General features: G+C 70.1%; 15 protein-coding genes. All 15 read right to left on the reverse strand.

Annotated features, from left to right (window positions below):
* Position 1: 1 nt before the first annotated feature.
* The 15 genes from carA to pyrH all read right to left on the reverse strand — a co-directional run bounded on the left by carA (position 2) and on the right by pyrH (position 14445).
* Positions 2-1171, reverse strand: coding sequence for a glutamine-hydrolyzing carbamoyl-phosphate synthase small subunit (gene carA / locus AC3ANR_RS13325; RefSeq protein ID WP_488288587.1), 1170 nt, complete (start codon positions 1169-1171; stop codon positions 2-4).
* A gap of 180 nt (positions 1172-1351) precedes the next feature.
* Complete coding sequence (locus tag AC3ANR_RS13330) at positions 1352-2116, reverse strand: TrmH family RNA methyltransferase (RefSeq protein ID WP_488288588.1); 765 nt, start codon at positions 2114-2116, stop codon at positions 1352-1354.
* Positions 2113-2766 carry a ribonuclease HII gene (gene rnhB, locus AC3ANR_RS13335; RefSeq protein WP_488288589.1) on the reverse strand — a complete coding sequence of 218 codons (654 nt, stop codon included), beginning with the start codon at positions 2764-2766 and terminating at the stop codon, positions 2113-2115. The genes AC3ANR_RS13330 and rnhB overlap by 4 nt, the downstream gene beginning before the upstream one ends.
* The gene (lpxB, locus tag AC3ANR_RS13340) at positions 2738-3856 is read right to left on the reverse strand and encodes a lipid-A-disaccharide synthase (RefSeq protein ID WP_488291811.1); all 1119 of its coding nucleotides are present in this window, start codon (positions 3854-3856) and stop codon (positions 2738-2740) included. Before lpxB ends, rnhB begins: the two co-directional genes overlap by 29 nt.
* A gap of 32 nt (positions 3857-3888) precedes the next feature.
* Positions 3889-4680: an acyl-ACP--UDP-N-acetylglucosamine O-acyltransferase gene (gene lpxA, locus AC3ANR_RS13345; RefSeq protein WP_488288590.1), complete on the reverse strand. Its 792-nt coding sequence runs from the start codon at positions 4678-4680 to the stop codon at positions 3889-3891.
* A 2-nt stretch (positions 4681-4682) separates the two neighbouring features.
* Positions 4683-5123, reverse strand: a complete 441-nt coding sequence (gene fabZ, locus AC3ANR_RS13350) for a 3-hydroxyacyl-ACP dehydratase FabZ (protein ID WP_488288591.1) — start codon at positions 5121-5123, stop codon at positions 4683-4685.
* Positions 5120-6094 (reverse strand): UDP-3-O-(3-hydroxymyristoyl)glucosamine N-acyltransferase, encoded by a 975-nt coding sequence (lpxD, locus tag AC3ANR_RS13355; RefSeq protein ID WP_488288592.1) that lies wholly within the window; start codon positions 6092-6094, stop codon positions 5120-5122. Before lpxD ends, fabZ begins: the two co-directional genes overlap by 4 nt.
* A 7-nt stretch (positions 6095-6101) precedes the next feature.
* Positions 6102-6611, reverse strand: a complete 510-nt coding sequence (locus AC3ANR_RS13360; RefSeq protein WP_488288593.1) for an OmpH/Skp family outer membrane protein — start codon at positions 6609-6611, stop codon at positions 6102-6104.
* The gene (gene bamA, locus AC3ANR_RS13365) at positions 6611-8905 is read right to left on the reverse strand and encodes an outer membrane protein assembly factor BamA (RefSeq protein ID WP_488288594.1); all 2295 of its coding nucleotides are present in this window, start codon (positions 8903-8905) and stop codon (positions 6611-6613) included. The genes AC3ANR_RS13360 and bamA overlap by 1 nt, the downstream gene beginning before the upstream one ends.
* A 61-nt stretch (positions 8906-8966) precedes the next feature.
* Positions 8967-10340 carry an RIP metalloprotease RseP gene (gene rseP / locus AC3ANR_RS13370; RefSeq protein ID WP_488288595.1) on the reverse strand — a complete coding sequence of 458 codons (1374 nt, stop codon included), beginning with the start codon at positions 10338-10340 and terminating at the stop codon, positions 8967-8969.
* 20 nt (positions 10341-10360) lie between these two features.
* On the reverse strand, positions 10361-11548 hold the full coding sequence (gene ispC / locus AC3ANR_RS13375; RefSeq protein ID WP_488288596.1) for a 1-deoxy-D-xylulose-5-phosphate reductoisomerase: 1188 nt from the start codon (positions 11546-11548) through the stop codon (positions 10361-10363).
* Positions 11545-12396: a phosphatidate cytidylyltransferase gene (locus AC3ANR_RS13380; protein ID WP_488288597.1), complete on the reverse strand. Its 852-nt coding sequence runs from the start codon at positions 12394-12396 to the stop codon at positions 11545-11547. The genes ispC and AC3ANR_RS13380 overlap by 4 nt, the downstream gene beginning before the upstream one ends.
* Before the next feature lie 7 nt (positions 12397-12403).
* On the reverse strand, positions 12404-13120 hold the full coding sequence (uppS, locus tag AC3ANR_RS13385) for a polyprenyl diphosphate synthase (protein WP_488288598.1): 717 nt from the start codon (positions 13118-13120) through the stop codon (positions 12404-12406).
* A 16-nt stretch (positions 13121-13136) separates the two neighbouring features.
* On the reverse strand, positions 13137-13700 hold the full coding sequence (frr, locus tag AC3ANR_RS13390; RefSeq protein WP_488288599.1) for a ribosome recycling factor: 564 nt from the start codon (positions 13698-13700) through the stop codon (positions 13137-13139).
* A 22-nt stretch (positions 13701-13722) separates the two neighbouring features.
* A complete protein-coding gene (gene pyrH, locus AC3ANR_RS13395; protein WP_488288600.1) occupies positions 13723-14445 on the reverse strand; it encodes a UMP kinase in 723 nt (240 codons plus the stop codon).
* Positions 14446-14460 lie beyond the last annotated feature (15 nt).

Here is a 14460-nt window from a genome sequence, read left to right on the forward strand (position 1 = left end):
CTTACTTCGTCTTCTGGTCCATCAAGGCCGTGAACTTGTCGAACAGGTAGCCGATGTCGTGCGGGCCGGGCGAGGCTTCCGGGTGGCCCTGGAAGCAGAACGCCGGACGGTCGGTGCGGGCCAGGCCCTGCAGCGTGCCGTCGAACAGCGAGACGTGGGTCGCGCGCAGGTTGGCGGGCAGCGTCTTCTCGTCCACCGCGAAGCCGTGGTTCTGGCTGGTGATGGACACGCGGCCGTTGTCCAGGTCCTTGACCGGGTGGTTGGCGCCGTGGTGGCCGAACTTCATCTTGAAGGTCTTGGCGCCGGAGGCCAGCGCCAGGATCTGGTGGCCCAGGCAGATGCCGAAGGTCGGGTAGCCGGCGTCGACCAGCTCCCGCGTGGCGGCGACGGCGTAGTCGCAGGGCTCGGGGTCGCCCGGGCCGTTGGAGAGGAACACGCCGTCGGGGTTGAGCTTCCTCACCTCGGCGGCCGACGTCTGGGCCGGCACCACGGTGACCTTGCAGCCGCGCTCGGCGAGCATGCGCAGGATGTTCATCTTCACGCCGTAGTCGAAGGCGACCACGTGATACTTGGGCGTGCCCTGGTGGCCGTAGCCGCTGCCCAGGTGCCACTCGGTCTGCTCCCAGCCATAGGACCGGGTGGTCGAGACCACCTTGGCCAGGTCCAGGCCGGTCATGGACGGCGCCTTGCGCGCCTCGGCGATCGCCTGCTCCAGGTGCGCGGGCGTCACCTGCTGCCCCGGCGCGAGCGCCAGGATGCAGCCGTTCTGCGCGCCCTTGGTGCGCAGCAGCCGCGTGAGCTTGCGGGTGTCGATGTCGGCGATGCCCACCGTGTTCTCGCGCCGCAGGTACTGCGACAGCGTGAGGCTGGCGCGGAAGTTCGAGGCGACCAGGGGCAGGTCGCGGATGATCAGCCCGGCGGCGTGGACCTTGCTGGCTTCGACGTCCTCCTCGTTGACGCCGTAGTTGCCGATGTGCGGATACGTCAGGGTGACGATCTGCCGGCAGTAGCTCGGGTCGGTGAGGATTTCCTGGTAGCCGGTGAGGGACGTGTTGAACACGACCTCGCCGCTGGTGGAGCCGGTGGCTCCGATCGAAGTGCCGACAAAGACCGTGCCGTCTGCGAGCGCCAGGATGGCGGGGGAAAGATCTCCCTGTTGGGACAGAAGCACTGGGTTCTCCGAATTCGGTGTCGGGTACGCCCAAACCACAGCCGACGGCCACGGCCTCAGTCGGTGTTGCTTTTGTTCAGGGGAGGAGCTTCGGCTGCGCTAGGCGTACGGGTTGCGGGAAAGCCACTGATTATAGCCCGGGCCGTAGTGCCGTCCCTGCCCCCGGGGCCATCGCGGGCCTCAGGCCACCATGGCCGCGGCGCTGGCGTGCAGGCAGATCGCGGCGGCGGCCGCGACATTCAGAGATTCCTCGCCGCCGGGCTGCGCGATGCGCACCTTCGCCGCCGAGCGCGCGGCGATCTCCGGCGACACGCCCTGCCCTTCATGGCCGAGCACCCAGGCGCAGGGCCAGGGCAGTCGCGCGCGGTGCAGGAACTCGCCCTCGTGCGAACTGGTGGACAGCAGCGGCACCGTCAGCGCGTCGAGCAGCGCCGGCTCGGCCGCGTCGAACAACGCCAGGCCGAAGTGCGCCCCCATGCCGGCGCGCAGCACCTTGGGCGACCAAAGCGAGGCCGTGCCCCTGAGCGCGACGACCTGGCGAAAGCCGAAGGCGGCCGCGCTGCGCAGGATCGCGCCCACGTTGCCCGCGTCCTGCAGCCGGTCGAGCACCACGGTCGGGGCATCGCCGCGCAGCCCGGCGGGCACGGGCACCGGGATCACGAAGCCCATGCGGGCCGGCGACTCCAGCGCGCTGAGTGCGGTGAACAGCGGATCGGCCAGGACCAGGGTGGATGCGGCGGGCAGGCGCTGCGCGGGCGGACAGGATTCGGCCTGGACGGCCAGCAGCGGCGCCACGCCGCGCGCGACCGCGGCACGGCAGAGATGGTCGCCCTCGAGCCAGACGCGGCCCTGCTTGCGCCAGGCCGTGCTGTCCTGCGCCAGCTGGCGCAGGGCCTTGAACTGCGGATTCGACGCCGAGCGGATGACGTCCGGGACGGCGGTCACAGCACCGTGACCGTGACGCCGCCGCCGGGCGCCAGGGTCATCGTGGCGGCGACCGGACTGAAGAAGCGGCGATGGTGCGGACACGCGCCGTGCACCCGCAGCGCTTGCAGGTGCTCGGGCGTGCCGTAGCCCTTGTGGGAGGCGAAGCCGTACTGCGGGAATTCCTCGTGCAGCTGGGCCAGCAGGCGGTCGCGGTGCACCTTGGCGAGGATGGAGGCGGCCGAGATCGCCTTGACCTTGGCGTCGCCGCCGACCAGGGCCTCGGCCAGCACCTCGATGCGCGGCAGGGCGTTGCCGTCCACCAGCACCTTGGCGGGCTTGAGCCGCAGGCCCTCGACGGCGCGCTTCATCGCCAGCATGGTGGCGTGGTAGATGTTCAGCGTGTCGATCTCGGCGACGCTGGCCTCGGCCACCGAGCAGCACAGGGCCTTGTCCATGATCTGGTCGTACAGGCGCTCGCGCTGCAGCGGCGTGAGCTGCTTGGAGTCGGCGATGCCGCGGATGCGCTTGGTGTCGTCCAGGATCACGGCCGCCGCCACCACCGGTCCCGCCAGCGGGCCGCGGCCGGCCTCGTCCACGCCGGCCATCAGGCCCGCGGGATCCCAGGCCAGGCGGGCCTGCTCACCCTTCGATAACTTCTTCGATCGCATCCGTCGCCAGTCTTGCCGTGTCGCGCCGCAGCTGGTGATGCAGCACGGTGAATCTCTCCTGAACGGCCGCCATTCTGGCAGGAGCGTGCAGCCATTCCAACAGGGCGCGGGCCAGCGCGGCGGGGGTCGCGTCGTGCTGCAGCAACTCCGGCACGACGAAGTCCTCGCACAGGATGTTGGGCAGGCCGATCCACGGCTGCATCTGCTTGCGCCGCATGATGTGCCAGCTGAGCGTGTTCATGCGGTAGGCGATCACCATCGGCCGCTTGAACAAGGCCGCCTCCAGCGTCGCGGTGCCGCTGGCAATGAGCGTCAGGTCGCAGGCGGCCAGCACCTCGTGCGAGCGGCCTTCGACGATGGCCAGCCCGTCCGCCAGCCCGGCTCGGGCGGCCGCGGCCGCGATGGGCGCGCGCAGGGCCGGCAGCGCCGGCACCACGAACCGCACGCCCGGCCGCTGGCGCTGCAGCAGCGCGGCGGCCTGGAAGAACGGCTCGGCCAGGTACTGCACCTCCGACGCGCGGCTGCCGGGCAGGATGGCGACCACCTCGCCATCGGCCGGCAGGCCGAGCGCCGCCCGGGCGGCGGCCCGGTCCGGATCCAGCGGAATGACGTTCGCCAGCGGATGCCCGACATAGGTGGCCGGCACGCCGCGGCCGCGCAGCAGGGCCGGCTCGAACGGGAAGATGCACAGCACGTGGTCGCAGGCCTGCCGGATCTTGTCGATCCGCTCGGGCCGCCAGGCCCAGATGGACGGGCAGACGAAGTGCACGGTGCGGAGGCCCGCCGTGCGCAGGTCGACCTCGAGGTCGAGGTTGAAGTCGGGCGCGTCGACGCCGATGAACAGGCCCGGCCGCTCGCGCAGCAGGCGGGCCTTGAGGTCGCGCCGGATGCCGACGATCTCGCGGTAGTGCCGCAGCACCTCGACGTAGCCGCGCACGGCCAGCTTGTCGGACGGCCACCAGGCCTCGAAGCCCTGCCCCGCCATGCGCGGGCCGCCGATGCCGCCGGCCTGGAGGTCGGGCCAGCGCTGGCGCATGCCGCCCAGCAGCAGGCCGGCCAGCAGGTCGCCGGACGCCTCGCCCGCGACCATGGCGAACCGCGGCGGCGTCGGGGACTGGTCCACTAGCGGACGATGCCGCGCTGCGGATTCACGCGGCCGAGGAAGTCGAGCATCAGCGCGACGTCGGGCTGCGCTTCGGGCGTGCCCTCGCCGAGCCGGGCGATGCGCTGGCGCGACTCGTCGAGCGTGAGGCCGTCGCGGTACAGCGCCTTGTGCATGGCCTTGACGGCCGAGATGCGCGCGGGCGAGAAGCCGCGCCGGCGCAGGCCCTCGAAGTTCATCGAGCGGGCGCGGGCCGGCTGGCCCTGGCTCATCACGAACGGCGGCTGGTCGGCGAACAGCACCGAGCACATCGCCGTCATCGCATGGGCGCCGATGCGCACGAACTGGTGCACGACAGTGAAGCCGCCGAGGATGACCCAGTCGCCCACCTCGACGTGGCCGGCCAGCTGCGAGTTGTTGGCAAAGATGGTGTGGTCGCCCACGATGCAGTCGTGCGCCAGGTGCACGTAGGCCATCAGCCAGTTGTCGTTGCCCACGCGGGTGACGCCGCCGCCGCCCGGCGAGCCGATGTTGAAGGTGGTGAACTCGCGGATCGTGTTGCGGTCGCCGATCACCAGCTCGCACGGTTCGCCGTTGTACTTCTTGTCCTGCGGGATCGCGCCGAGCGAGGCGAACTGGAAGATCCGGTTGTCGCGCCCGATGGTGGTGTGGCCCTCGATGACCGCATGCGGGCCCACGGTGGTGCCGGCGCCGATGCGCACGTGCGGTCCGATGACCGCGTACGGGCCGATCTCCACCGAGCTGTCGATCTGGGCGCCCGGGTCGACGATGGCGGTGGCGTGGATCGCCATGCTCAGGCCACGGTCCTCATGGTGCACATGAGCTCGGCCTCGCAGGCGATCTCGTCGCCCACGCGGCTGGTGCCCTTGAACTTGTAGATGCCGGCCTTGGCGCGCAGCAGCTCGACGTCCATGACGAGCTGGTCGCCCGGCTCGACCGGGCGCTTGAAGCGCGCCGCATCGATGCCGGCGAAGTAGTAGACCGTCTTGTCGTCGGGCGTGACGCCCTGGGTGGCGAACGACAGCAGCGCGGCGGCCTGCGCCATCGCCTCGAGCATCAGCACGCCCGGCATGACCGGGCGGTGCGGGAAATGGCCCGTGAAGAACGGCTCGTTGATCGTGACGTTCTTGACGGCGCGGATGCTCTTGCCGAGGTCGACCGACAGCACGCGATCGACCAGGAGGATCGGGTAGCGGTGCGGCAGGAGCTTGAGGATCTGGTGGATGTCCATCATGGCTGGCTTTTTTTCTCGAGGGCCCGCACGCGTTCGCGCAGGGCATGCAGCTGCTTGAGCGAGGCTGCGTTCTTCTCCCAGGCGGCATTGTCGTCGATGGGGAAGATGCCGGTGTAGTGGCCCGGCTTGGCGATCGACCGCGTGACCAGCGAGAACGATGAAACGTGCACGTGGTCGGCGATGGTCAGGTGCCCCAGGATGCCGGCGCTGCCGCCGATGGTGCAGTGCGCGCCGATGGTGGCGCTGCCCGCGATGCCGGCGCAGCCGGCGATGGCGGTGTGCCGCCCGATGCGCACGTTGTGGCCGACCTGGATCAGGTTGTCCAGCTTCACGCCGTCCTCGATCACCGTGTCGGCCAGCGCGCCGCGGTCGATGCAGGTGTTGGCGCCGATCTCGACGTCGTCGCCGATACGCACCGCGCCCAGCTGCTCGATCTTCTCCCAGGCGCCCTGGTTGGGCGCGAAGCCGAAGCCGTCGGCACCGATCACCACGCCGGGGTGCAGCACGCAGCGCTGGCCGATGACGCAGCGCTCGCCGACATGGACCCGGGCCATGAGGACGGTGCCGGCGCCGATGCGCGCACCGCGCTCCACCACGCACAGCGGGCCGATGCGCGCCGTCGGGTCGACGACCGCGTCGGGATCGACCACCGCGCTCGGATGGACGGCCGGGCCGGCGGGCGGCGCCACGCGCGCCTTCCACAGCTGGGTGACGCGGGCGAAATAGAGGTAGGGATCGGCGGCGACGATCGCCGCGCCGCGGGCCAGCGCCGCCTCGCGCATGGCGGGCGCGACGATGACACAGCCGGCGGCCGAGGCCGCCAGCTGCTGCTGGTAGCGGGGATTGCTCAGGAAGCTGAGCTGGGTGGCCGTGGCCGATTCGAGCGGTGCGAGCCCGTCGACGACGGCATCGCGGGAGCCGTGGAGCTCGCCGCCGAGCGAGTCGACCAGATCGCCCAGACGGAGCTGCACCGCGGGCTCACTTGACGGCGTTCAACGCCCGGATCACCTTGTCGGTGATGTCGTACTTCGGGTTGATGTAGACCGCTTCCTGCAGGACGAGGTCGAACTTCTCCTGCTCGGCCACCTGCTTGACGACGCGGTTGGCGCGCTCGAGGACCTGCTGCAGCTCCTCGTTCTTGCGGGCGTTGAGGTCTTCCTGGAACTCGCGGCGCTTGCGCTGGAATTCGCGGTCCTGGTCGATCAGCTGCTTCTGGCGCTGCTGGCGCTGGCTCTCCGACAGCGTGGGCGCCTCGCGCTCGAACTTGTCGGAGGCGGCCTTGAGCGAATTGCCCAGGTCGTTCAGGTCCTTCTCGCGCTTGGAGAATTCCTGCTCGAGCTTGGCCTGCGCGGACTTGGCGGTGTTGGCTTCGCGGAAGACGCGGTCGGTGTTGACGAAGCCGACGCGGAATTCCTGCGCCAGCGCGGGCATGGCGAACGCCAGTGCAGCCAGCAAGGCCCACAGGGAGTGACGGCTCAGATACTTCATTAGAAAGAGGTTCCGATCTGGAATTGAAGGGTCTGGATTCTATCGCCAGCGAATTTCTTGACGGGTTTGGCCACCGCCAGGCGCAGCGGGCCCACCGGCGAGATCCAGGAAATGCCCACGCCGGCGGAGGCGCGCAGCTCGTTCAGGCGCACCGGCTGGGTGTCGGACCAGACGTTGCCCAGGTCGGTGAAGCCGAACATGCGCAGCGTGCGGTCGTTGCCGGCCCCGGGGAACGGGGCCATGATTTCGGCGTTGAGGGTCAGCTTGCGCTGGCCGCCCACGATGGCGCCGGTGACGTCGCGCGGGCCGAGCGTGCCCTGCTCGAAGCCGCGCACCGACCCCAGGCCGCCCGAGTAGAAGTTCTTGAAGATCGGGAACGGCTTGCCGCCCAGTCCCTGGCCCCAGCCCACCTCGCCGTTGAAGGCGAACGTGAACTGCTTGTTCAGCGGGATGTATTGCTGGTACTGGTAGTTCGCCCGCACGTACTGCGTGTCGCCCAGCAGGCCCAGCTCGCCGTTGACGCGCTGCAGGCGGCCGGTGGTGGGCGCCAGCACGCTGTCGCGGTTGTCGCGGCCCCAGCCGAGCGTGAACGGGAACAGGTTGCTCGTGTAGCCGATCTTCTCGCCGTAGTTGAGGTAGTACGCCGGGATGTTGGTGCCCGGGTTGATCTGCGTGCGCTCGGCGCTCAGGCCGAAGTACACCGTGTCGAACTCGCTGAACGGCACGCCGAATCGCAGGCCGGCGCCGCTGGTGGACAGCGAGTAGTTGCCGCCCTGCTGCGCATACGGCTTGGAGCTGCGGTGGTACAGGTCGATCGTGCGGGAGATGCCGTCCTGGGTGAAGTACGGGTCGGTGTTGCTGAACACCAGCGTCTTGTTGTACGCGCTGGTGTTGACCTCCACGCCCAGGTACTGGCCGGAGCCGAAGGCGTTCTCCTGCTTGATCGAGAAGCCCAGCGCCAGCTTGTCGGCGCTGGAGAAGCCGGCCGACAGCTGCAGGCTGCCGGTGGGCTTCTCGACCACGTTGACGTTCAGGTCGACCTGGTCGGGCGCGCCCGGCACGTCGACGGTCTCGACGTTGATCTCCTTGAAGAAGCCCAGGCGGTCGACGCGGTCGCGCGAGAGCTTGATCTTGTCGCCGTCGTACCAGCTCGACTCGAACTGGCGGAATTCGCGCCGCACGACTTCGTCGCGGGTGCGGTTGTTGCCGCCGATGTTGACTCGGCGCACGTAGGCGCGGCGGGACGGCTCGGCCAGCAGCGTGATGCCCACGCGGTTGTTGGCGCGGTCGATCTCGGGCCGGGCCTCGACCTGCGCGAAGGCGTAGCCGAAGCTGCCGAAGTAGTCGGTGAACGCCTTGGTGGTCTCGGTCACGCGGTCGGCGTTGTAGGCCTCGCCCGGCTGGATCTTCACGAGCGACTTGAACTCGTCTTCCTTGCCGAGGTAGTTGCCATCGAGCTTGACGCCCGTGACGACGAAGCGCTCGCCCTCCGTGACGTTGACCGTGATGGTGATGTCCTGCTTGTTCGGCGAGATCGACACCTGGGTGGAGTCGATGCGGAACTCCAGGTAGCCGCGGCTCAGGTAGTACGAGCGCAGCGTCTCCAGGTCGGCATTGAGCTTGGCGCGCGAGTAGCGGTCGGACTTGGTGTACCAGGACAGGAAGCCGCCGGTGTCCAGGTCGAACAGGCGCTTGAGGGTGCCCTCGCCGAACGCCTTGTTGCCGACGATGCGGATGTCCTTGATGCGCGCGGGCTCGCCTTCGGTCACGGTGAAGGTGAGGTTGACGCGGTTGCGCTCCACGGGGGTGACGGTGGTCACCACCTCGGCGCCGTACAGGCTCTTGTTGATGTACTGGCGGCGCAGTTCCTGCTCGGCGCGGTCGGCCAGCGACTGGTCGTACGGGCGGCCCTCGGTGAGGCCGACCTCGCGCAGCGCCTTCTTGAGCGAATCCTTCTCGAATTCCTTGGTGCCGGAGAAATCGACGTCGGCGATGGTGGGGCGCTCCTCGACGATCACCACCAGGACGTCGTTGGCGACTTCCAGGCGGACGTCCTTGAACAGGCCCAGGCCGAACAGGGCGCGGATGGCGGCCAGGCCTTTCTCGTCGTTGTACTGGTCGCCCACGCGGAACGGCAGCGAAGCGAAGACGGTGCCGGGCTCGACGCGCTGCAGCCCCTCGACCCGGATGTCCCGCACGGTGAAGGGATCCACCGCCCACGCATTGACCGCGAAAGCGGCTGCGACCATGCCCGACACCGTGCGTGCGCGCAAGCGCAAGAACTGTTTTTTCATCGAATCCAGATTGCCCCCGCTGGCCCGGGGCTGGCTGCGGCCAAGCCGTCGTTTGTTGTCGTTACCCGAAGAGACGCGTGACGTCGTTGAACAGCGCGATCGTCATCATGACCAGCAGCACCGCCACGCCGCCACGCTGAAGCCTCTCCATCCACGCGTCCGAGACGCTTCGCCCCGTCACCGCCTCCCAAAGATAATACATCAGGTGCCCGCCATCCAAGACGGGCAGCGGCAGCAGGTTCAGCACCCCCAGGCTCACGCTGATCATGGCCAGGAACACCAGGTACTGCACCAGGCCCAGGCTCGCGGACTTGCCCGCGTAGTCGGCGATCGTGAGCGGGCCGCTCAGGTTCTTCAGCGAGGCCTCGCCGATCACCATGCGCCCCATCATCCGCACGGTCAGCACCGAGACGTCCCAGGTCTTCACCGCCGCCAGCCGCAGGCCTTCGAGCGGGCCGTGGCGCACCTCCACCATGGCCGGCGGCGCGCCCACGTAGGCGCCGATGCGCGCGATCGGCCGGCCCGCCTCGTCGGCTGCATCGGGCGTCACCTGCAGGTCCAGGGTGCGGCCTTCGCGGTCCACCCGCCAGGCCGCCGCGCGCGGCGTGCCGCCCTCGCCCTGGCGGCGGATCCACTCGCGCAGTTGCTGGGCGTCGACGATGGCCGTGTCGCCCGCACGCAGCACGAGGTCGCCCTTGCGCAGGCCGGCGCGCTCGGCGGGGCTGCCCGCCACCACGTCGCCCAGCACCGGGCGCGTCAGCGGCGCCAGCACGCCGATGCGGCGGAACAGGGTCGCGTCGGCCTCGGTCGGGTGCAGCCCGGCCAGCGGCAGCACCACCTCGTGCGCGCCGCGGCGCCCGGGGTCCACCACCTGCAGGCGCACGTCGTGGCCGTCGAGCGCGCCGCGCGTGAGCAGCCAGCGCACGTCCTCGAACGAGCGCACGCGCGCGAGTGCCTCGCCGTCGAAGCCGCCGCGCTCCACGCGCTCGCCGCCCTGCAGGCCGGCCTGCTGCGCGGCCGAGCCGGGCACCGGCGAGCCGAGCACGGGTTCGGGCTCCTGCACGCCCCACCAGTTGACGCAGGCATAGAGCAGCACCGCCAGCAGCAGGTTGGCGGCCGGGCCGGCGGCGACGATGGCCGCGCGCACCTTCAGCGGCTGGGTGTTGAAGGCCAGGTGCCGCTCGCCGGGCTCGACGGGCGCCTCGCGCTCGTCGAGCATGCGGACGTAGCCGCCGAGGGGGAAGGCGCCGATCGCGAATTCGGTGTCCTGGCCGGGGCGCTGGCGGCGCGGCTTCCACGCGTACAGCGTCTTGCCGAAGCCGACCGAGAACCGCAGCACCTTGACGCCGCAGGCCACCGCCACGCGGTAGTGGCCCCACTCGTGCACCGCCACGAGCAGGCCGAGCGCGACGATGAAAGCGACGATGGTGAGCATGGGGCCTCCTGGGCCGGCGGTCATCCGGACCGGCTGATGCGTTCCCGCGCCGCCTGCCGGGCACGGGTGTCCAGCGCGAGCAGGTCGGCCAGCGCCTGAGGTTTGGACGGCACCACGGCCTCCAAAGTTGCAAGGTTCACCGCATGGATCTGGTCGAACCGGATGCGCCGCTCGAGGAACGCGGCCACCGCCTCTTCGTTGGCGGCGTTGAGCACGGCCGTGGTGCCCGACGGGGCGCGCAGCGCGTCCCAGGCCAGTTGCAGGCCGGGGAAGCGCTCGCGGTGGCGGTTGCTGTCGAGCGACTCGAAGCTCATGTCGGCCAGCCGGGCGAAGTCCAGCGCCGCCGCGCCGGAGGCGATGCGCTCCGGCCAGGACAGGCCATAGGCGATGGGCACCCGCATGTCGGGCGTGCCCAGCTGCGCCACCACCGAATGGTCGCGGTACTGGACCATGGAATGGATGACGCTCTGCGGATGGATCACCACCTCCAGCCGCTCCGGCGGCAGGCCGAACAGGTAGCGCGCCTCGATGACCTCCAGCGCCTTGTTCATCATGGTGGCCGAATCGACCGAGATCTTGCGGCCCATCACCCAGTTGGGGTGCGCGCAGGCCTGCTCCGGCGTGACGTCGCGCAGCGAGGCCGGCTCGCGCCCGCGGAACGGGCCGCCCGAGGCGGTGAGGATGATCCGGTCCACCCGGTCGGCCCAGGTCGCGGGGTCCTCGGGCAGCGACTGGAAGATCGCCGAATGCTCGCTGTCGATGGGCAGCAGCCGCGCGCCGCCGGCATGCACGGCCGCCAGGAACAGGTCGCCGCCGACCACAAGCGCTTCCTTGTTGGCCAGCAGCAGGCGCTTGCCGGCGCGCGCGGCCGCCAGGCACGAGGACAGTCCGGCCGCGCCGACGATGGCGGCCATCACGGTGTCGACGCCGTCGTCGGCCACCAGGCGGTCGAGCGCCTCGTCGCCGGCCAGCACGCGGGTGGGCAGGCCCTCGGCGGCGACGCGGTCGGCCAGCAGCCGGGCCGCCTGGGCATCGGCCATGACGGCGAACCGGGGGCGGAACCTGGCGCACTGGGCGAGCAGCGGCTCCACGCGCGAGCCGGCGCTGAGCGCCACGACCTCGAAGCGCGAGGGGTGCCGCTCGATCACGTCCAGCGTGCTGACGCCGATCGAGCCGGTCGAGCCGAGGATGGCGACGCGCTGCTTCATCGTGCGAGCGAGGCCAGCAGCATGGCGAGCGGCAGCGTGGGCAGCAACGCATCCACGCGATCGAGCACGCCGCCGTGGCCGGGCAGCAGGTTGCTCGAGTCCTTGGCGCCGGCGCTGCGCTTGACCAGCGATTCCACCAGGTCGCCCACCACGCTCATCGCGCACAGGAAGACGACGCCGGCGACGACGGCCCACCAGCCCGCCGCGGCCAGGTGCGAGTACAGGCTGGGCACCGCGGCGTCCCAATGGCGGTCGCCGGCGATCCAGCCCACGGCCAGCAGCAGCACGCCCAGCATGCCGCCCCACACGCCCTCCCAGCTCTTGCCGGGACTGATGGAGGGCGCCAGCTTGTTGCGCGTGAACTTCAGGCCGAAGGTGCGGCCGGCGAAGTAGGCGCCGATGTCGGCCACCCACACCAGCACCAGCGCGGAGAGCAGGAAGTTGACGCCGATGGTGCGCGCCTGGGCGACCGCGAGCCACGCGAGCCAGAGCGCGAGCACCCCGCCCGCCAGGCGCAGGCGGCGCGGCGCCTGCGGCCAGCCCGGCACGCCGGCGCGCAGCATGAGCGCGCCCAGCACCACCCACGCCAGGCCGCCGGCGGCCCACAGCGCCGGCAGCGGGCGTTCCACCCAGCCGATGGCCCAGGACACGGCGCAGATGGCGACGCACAGCACGCCCGCGGACACGGCCGCGACCGGCCGGCAGTTGTTCAGGCGGGCGAATTCCCAGGCGCCCGCGCCGATCAGGACCAGCGCGATGGCGATGAAGGGCTGCGGGGTGCGCCAGAACAGCGCCGGCAACAGGATGGCCAGCAGCACGACGGCCGTGATCACGCGCTGCTTGAGCATGCGGCGATCAGGCGGCCTTCTTGGCCACCGGCTGGAGCTGCTGCGGGGTCTTGCCGAACCGGCGCTCGCGCTGCGCGTAGTCGGCGATGGCGGCATCCAGCGCCGCGGCGTCGAACTCGGGCCAGAGCTTGTCGCTGAAGTACAGCTCCGAATAGGCGGCCTGCCAGAGCAGGAAGTTGCTGATGCGCTTTTCGCCGCCGGTGCGGATCAGGAGGTCGGGGTCGGGCACGTCCGCCAGCGCCATCGCACGATCGAGGCTCTGCTCGGTGATGGGCTCGCCACGCTCGGCCAGCTTGGCCGCGGCCTGGGCGATGTCCCAGCGGCCGCCGTAGTTGAAGCAGATGTTGAACTGCAGCCGCGTGTTGGCGGCGGTGGCGGCCTCCGCCTGCACGAGGCCGGCGCGCACCTTCTCGGACAGCGCCGAACGGTCGCCGACGAACTGGATGCGCACGCCCTCGGCTTTGAGGTGCGGCACCTCGCGCGAGAGCGCCACCGCCAGCAGCTCCATCAGGCCGGAGACTTCCTCGGGCGGCCGGTTCCAGTTCTCGGAGGAGAACGCGAACACGGTGAGCACCTTCACGCCGCGCTCGCCGCAGTGGCGCACGCAGGCGCGCAGGGCATCGACGCCCTTCTTGTGGCCGGCCACGCGCGGCAGGTACCGCCGGGTCGCCCAGCGGCCATTGCCGTCCATGACGATGGCGATGTGGTACGGGATCGTGGACATGCGGGGCACGGCGGCGTCAGACCGCCATGATCTCCTGCTCCTTCGCCTCGACCATCCTGTCGATCTCGGCGATGTGGCGGTCGGTCACCTTCTGGATGTCGCCCTCGGCGCGCTTCTGGTCGTCCTCGGAGGCGACCTTGTCCTTGACCAGCTTCTTGACGTGCTCGTTGGCGTCGCGGCGCAGGTTGCGGATGGCGATCTTGGCGCTCTCGCCCTCGTGGCGCACCAGCTTGGTCATCTCCTTGCGGCGCTCCTCGCTCATGGGCGGCATCGGCACGCGGATCAGGTCGCCCATCGAGGCCGGGTTCAGGCCCAGGTCGCTCTCGCGGATGGCCTTCTCGATCTTGGCCCCCATGCCCTTCTCCCAGGGCTGGACGCTGATGGTGCGCGCGTCCAGCAGCGCCACGTTGGCGACCTGGCTGATCGGCATCATCGAGCCGTAGTAGTCCACCTGCACCGTGTCCAGCAGCGCGGGGTTGGCGCGGCCGGTGCGGATCTTGGTGAGGTTGTTCTTGAAGGCGCCGATGGACTGGTCCATCTTGCCTTCCATGGTCTTCTTGATCTCGGCGATGCTGCTCATGCGGCTTGCTCCTCGTTCCTCTTCACGCGTAGACGAGCGTGCCCTCGTCCTCGCCCATCACCACCCGCTTGAGGGCGCCGTGCTTGAAGATCGAGAACACCTTGATCGGCAGCTTCTGGTCGCGGCACAGCGCGAAGGCGGTGGCGTCCATGATGCCCAGGTTCTGCGCCATGGCGTCGTCGAAGGTGATCTTGCTGTAGCGGGTGGCGGACGGGTCCTTCTTCGGGTCGGCCGAATACACCCCGTCGACCTTGGTCGCCTTGAGCACCAGCTCGGCGCCGACCTCGGCGCCGCGCAGGGCGGCGGCGGTGTCGGTGGTGAAGAACGGGTTGCCGGTGCCGGCCGCGAAAATCACGACCTTGCCCTCTTCCAGGTACTGCAGCGCCTTGGGCCGCACGTAGGGCTCGACCACCTGCTCGATGGCGATGGCCGACATCACGCGGGCCACCAGGCCCTGCTTGTTCATCGTGTCGGCCAGCGCCAGCGCGTTCATCACGGTGGCCAGCATGCCCATGTAGTCGGCGGTGGCGCGGTCCATGCCGACCGAGCCGCCGGCCACGCCGCGGAAGATGTTGCCGCCGCCGATGACCACGGCCACCTGCACGCCGCTGTTCACGACCTCGGCGATCTCCTCGACCATGCGCACGATCGTCGCCCGGTTGATCCCGAACGCGTCGTCGCCCATCAGAGCCTCCCCGGACAGCTTGAGCAGGATGCGCTTGTGGGCGGGCGACTCGGACGGCATGCGGGGGATCTCCTG

The organism is Ramlibacter sp. JJN2-2R (assembly GCF_057747835.1).

Coding starts and splice junctions, on each gene's coding strand:
- rnhB (WP_488288589.1), bottom strand. CDS start 2,766: ATGCGATCGAAGAAGTTATCGAAGGGTGAGCAGGCCCGCCTGGCCTGG.
- lpxB (WP_488291811.1), bottom strand. CDS start 3,856: ATGGTCGCGGGCGAGGCGTCCGGCGACCTGCTGGCCGGCCTGCTGCTG.
- lpxA (WP_488288590.1), bottom strand. CDS start 4,680: ATGGCGATCCACGCCACCGCCATCGTCGACCCGGGCGCCCAGATCGAC.
- fabZ (WP_488288591.1), bottom strand. CDS start 5,123: ATGATGGACATCCACCAGATCCTCAAGCTCCTGCCGCACCGCTACCCG.
- AC3ANR_RS13360 (WP_488288593.1), bottom strand. CDS start 6,611: ATGAAGTATCTGAGCCGTCACTCCCTGTGGGCCTTGCTGGCTGCACTG.
- bamA (WP_488288594.1), bottom strand. CDS start 8,905: ATGAAAAAACAGTTCTTGCGCTTGCGCGCACGCACGGTGTCGGGCATG.
- rseP (WP_488288595.1), bottom strand. CDS start 10,340: ATGCTCACCATCGTCGCTTTCATCGTCGCGCTCGGCCTGCTCGTGGCG.
- ispC (WP_488288596.1), bottom strand. CDS start 11,548: ATGAAGCAGCGCGTCGCCATCCTCGGCTCGACCGGCTCGATCGGCGTC.
- AC3ANR_RS13380 (WP_488288597.1), bottom strand. CDS start 12,396: ATGCTCAAGCAGCGCGTGATCACGGCCGTCGTGCTGCTGGCCATCCTG.
- uppS (WP_488288598.1), bottom strand. CDS start 13,120: ATGTCCACGATCCCGTACCACATCGCCATCGTCATGGACGGCAATGGC.
- frr (WP_488288599.1), bottom strand. CDS start 13,700: ATGAGCAGCATCGCCGAGATCAAGAAGACCATGGAAGGCAAGATGGAC.
- pyrH (WP_488288600.1), bottom strand. CDS start 14,445: ATGCCGTCCGAGTCGCCCGCCCACAAGCGCATCCTGCTCAAGCTGTCC.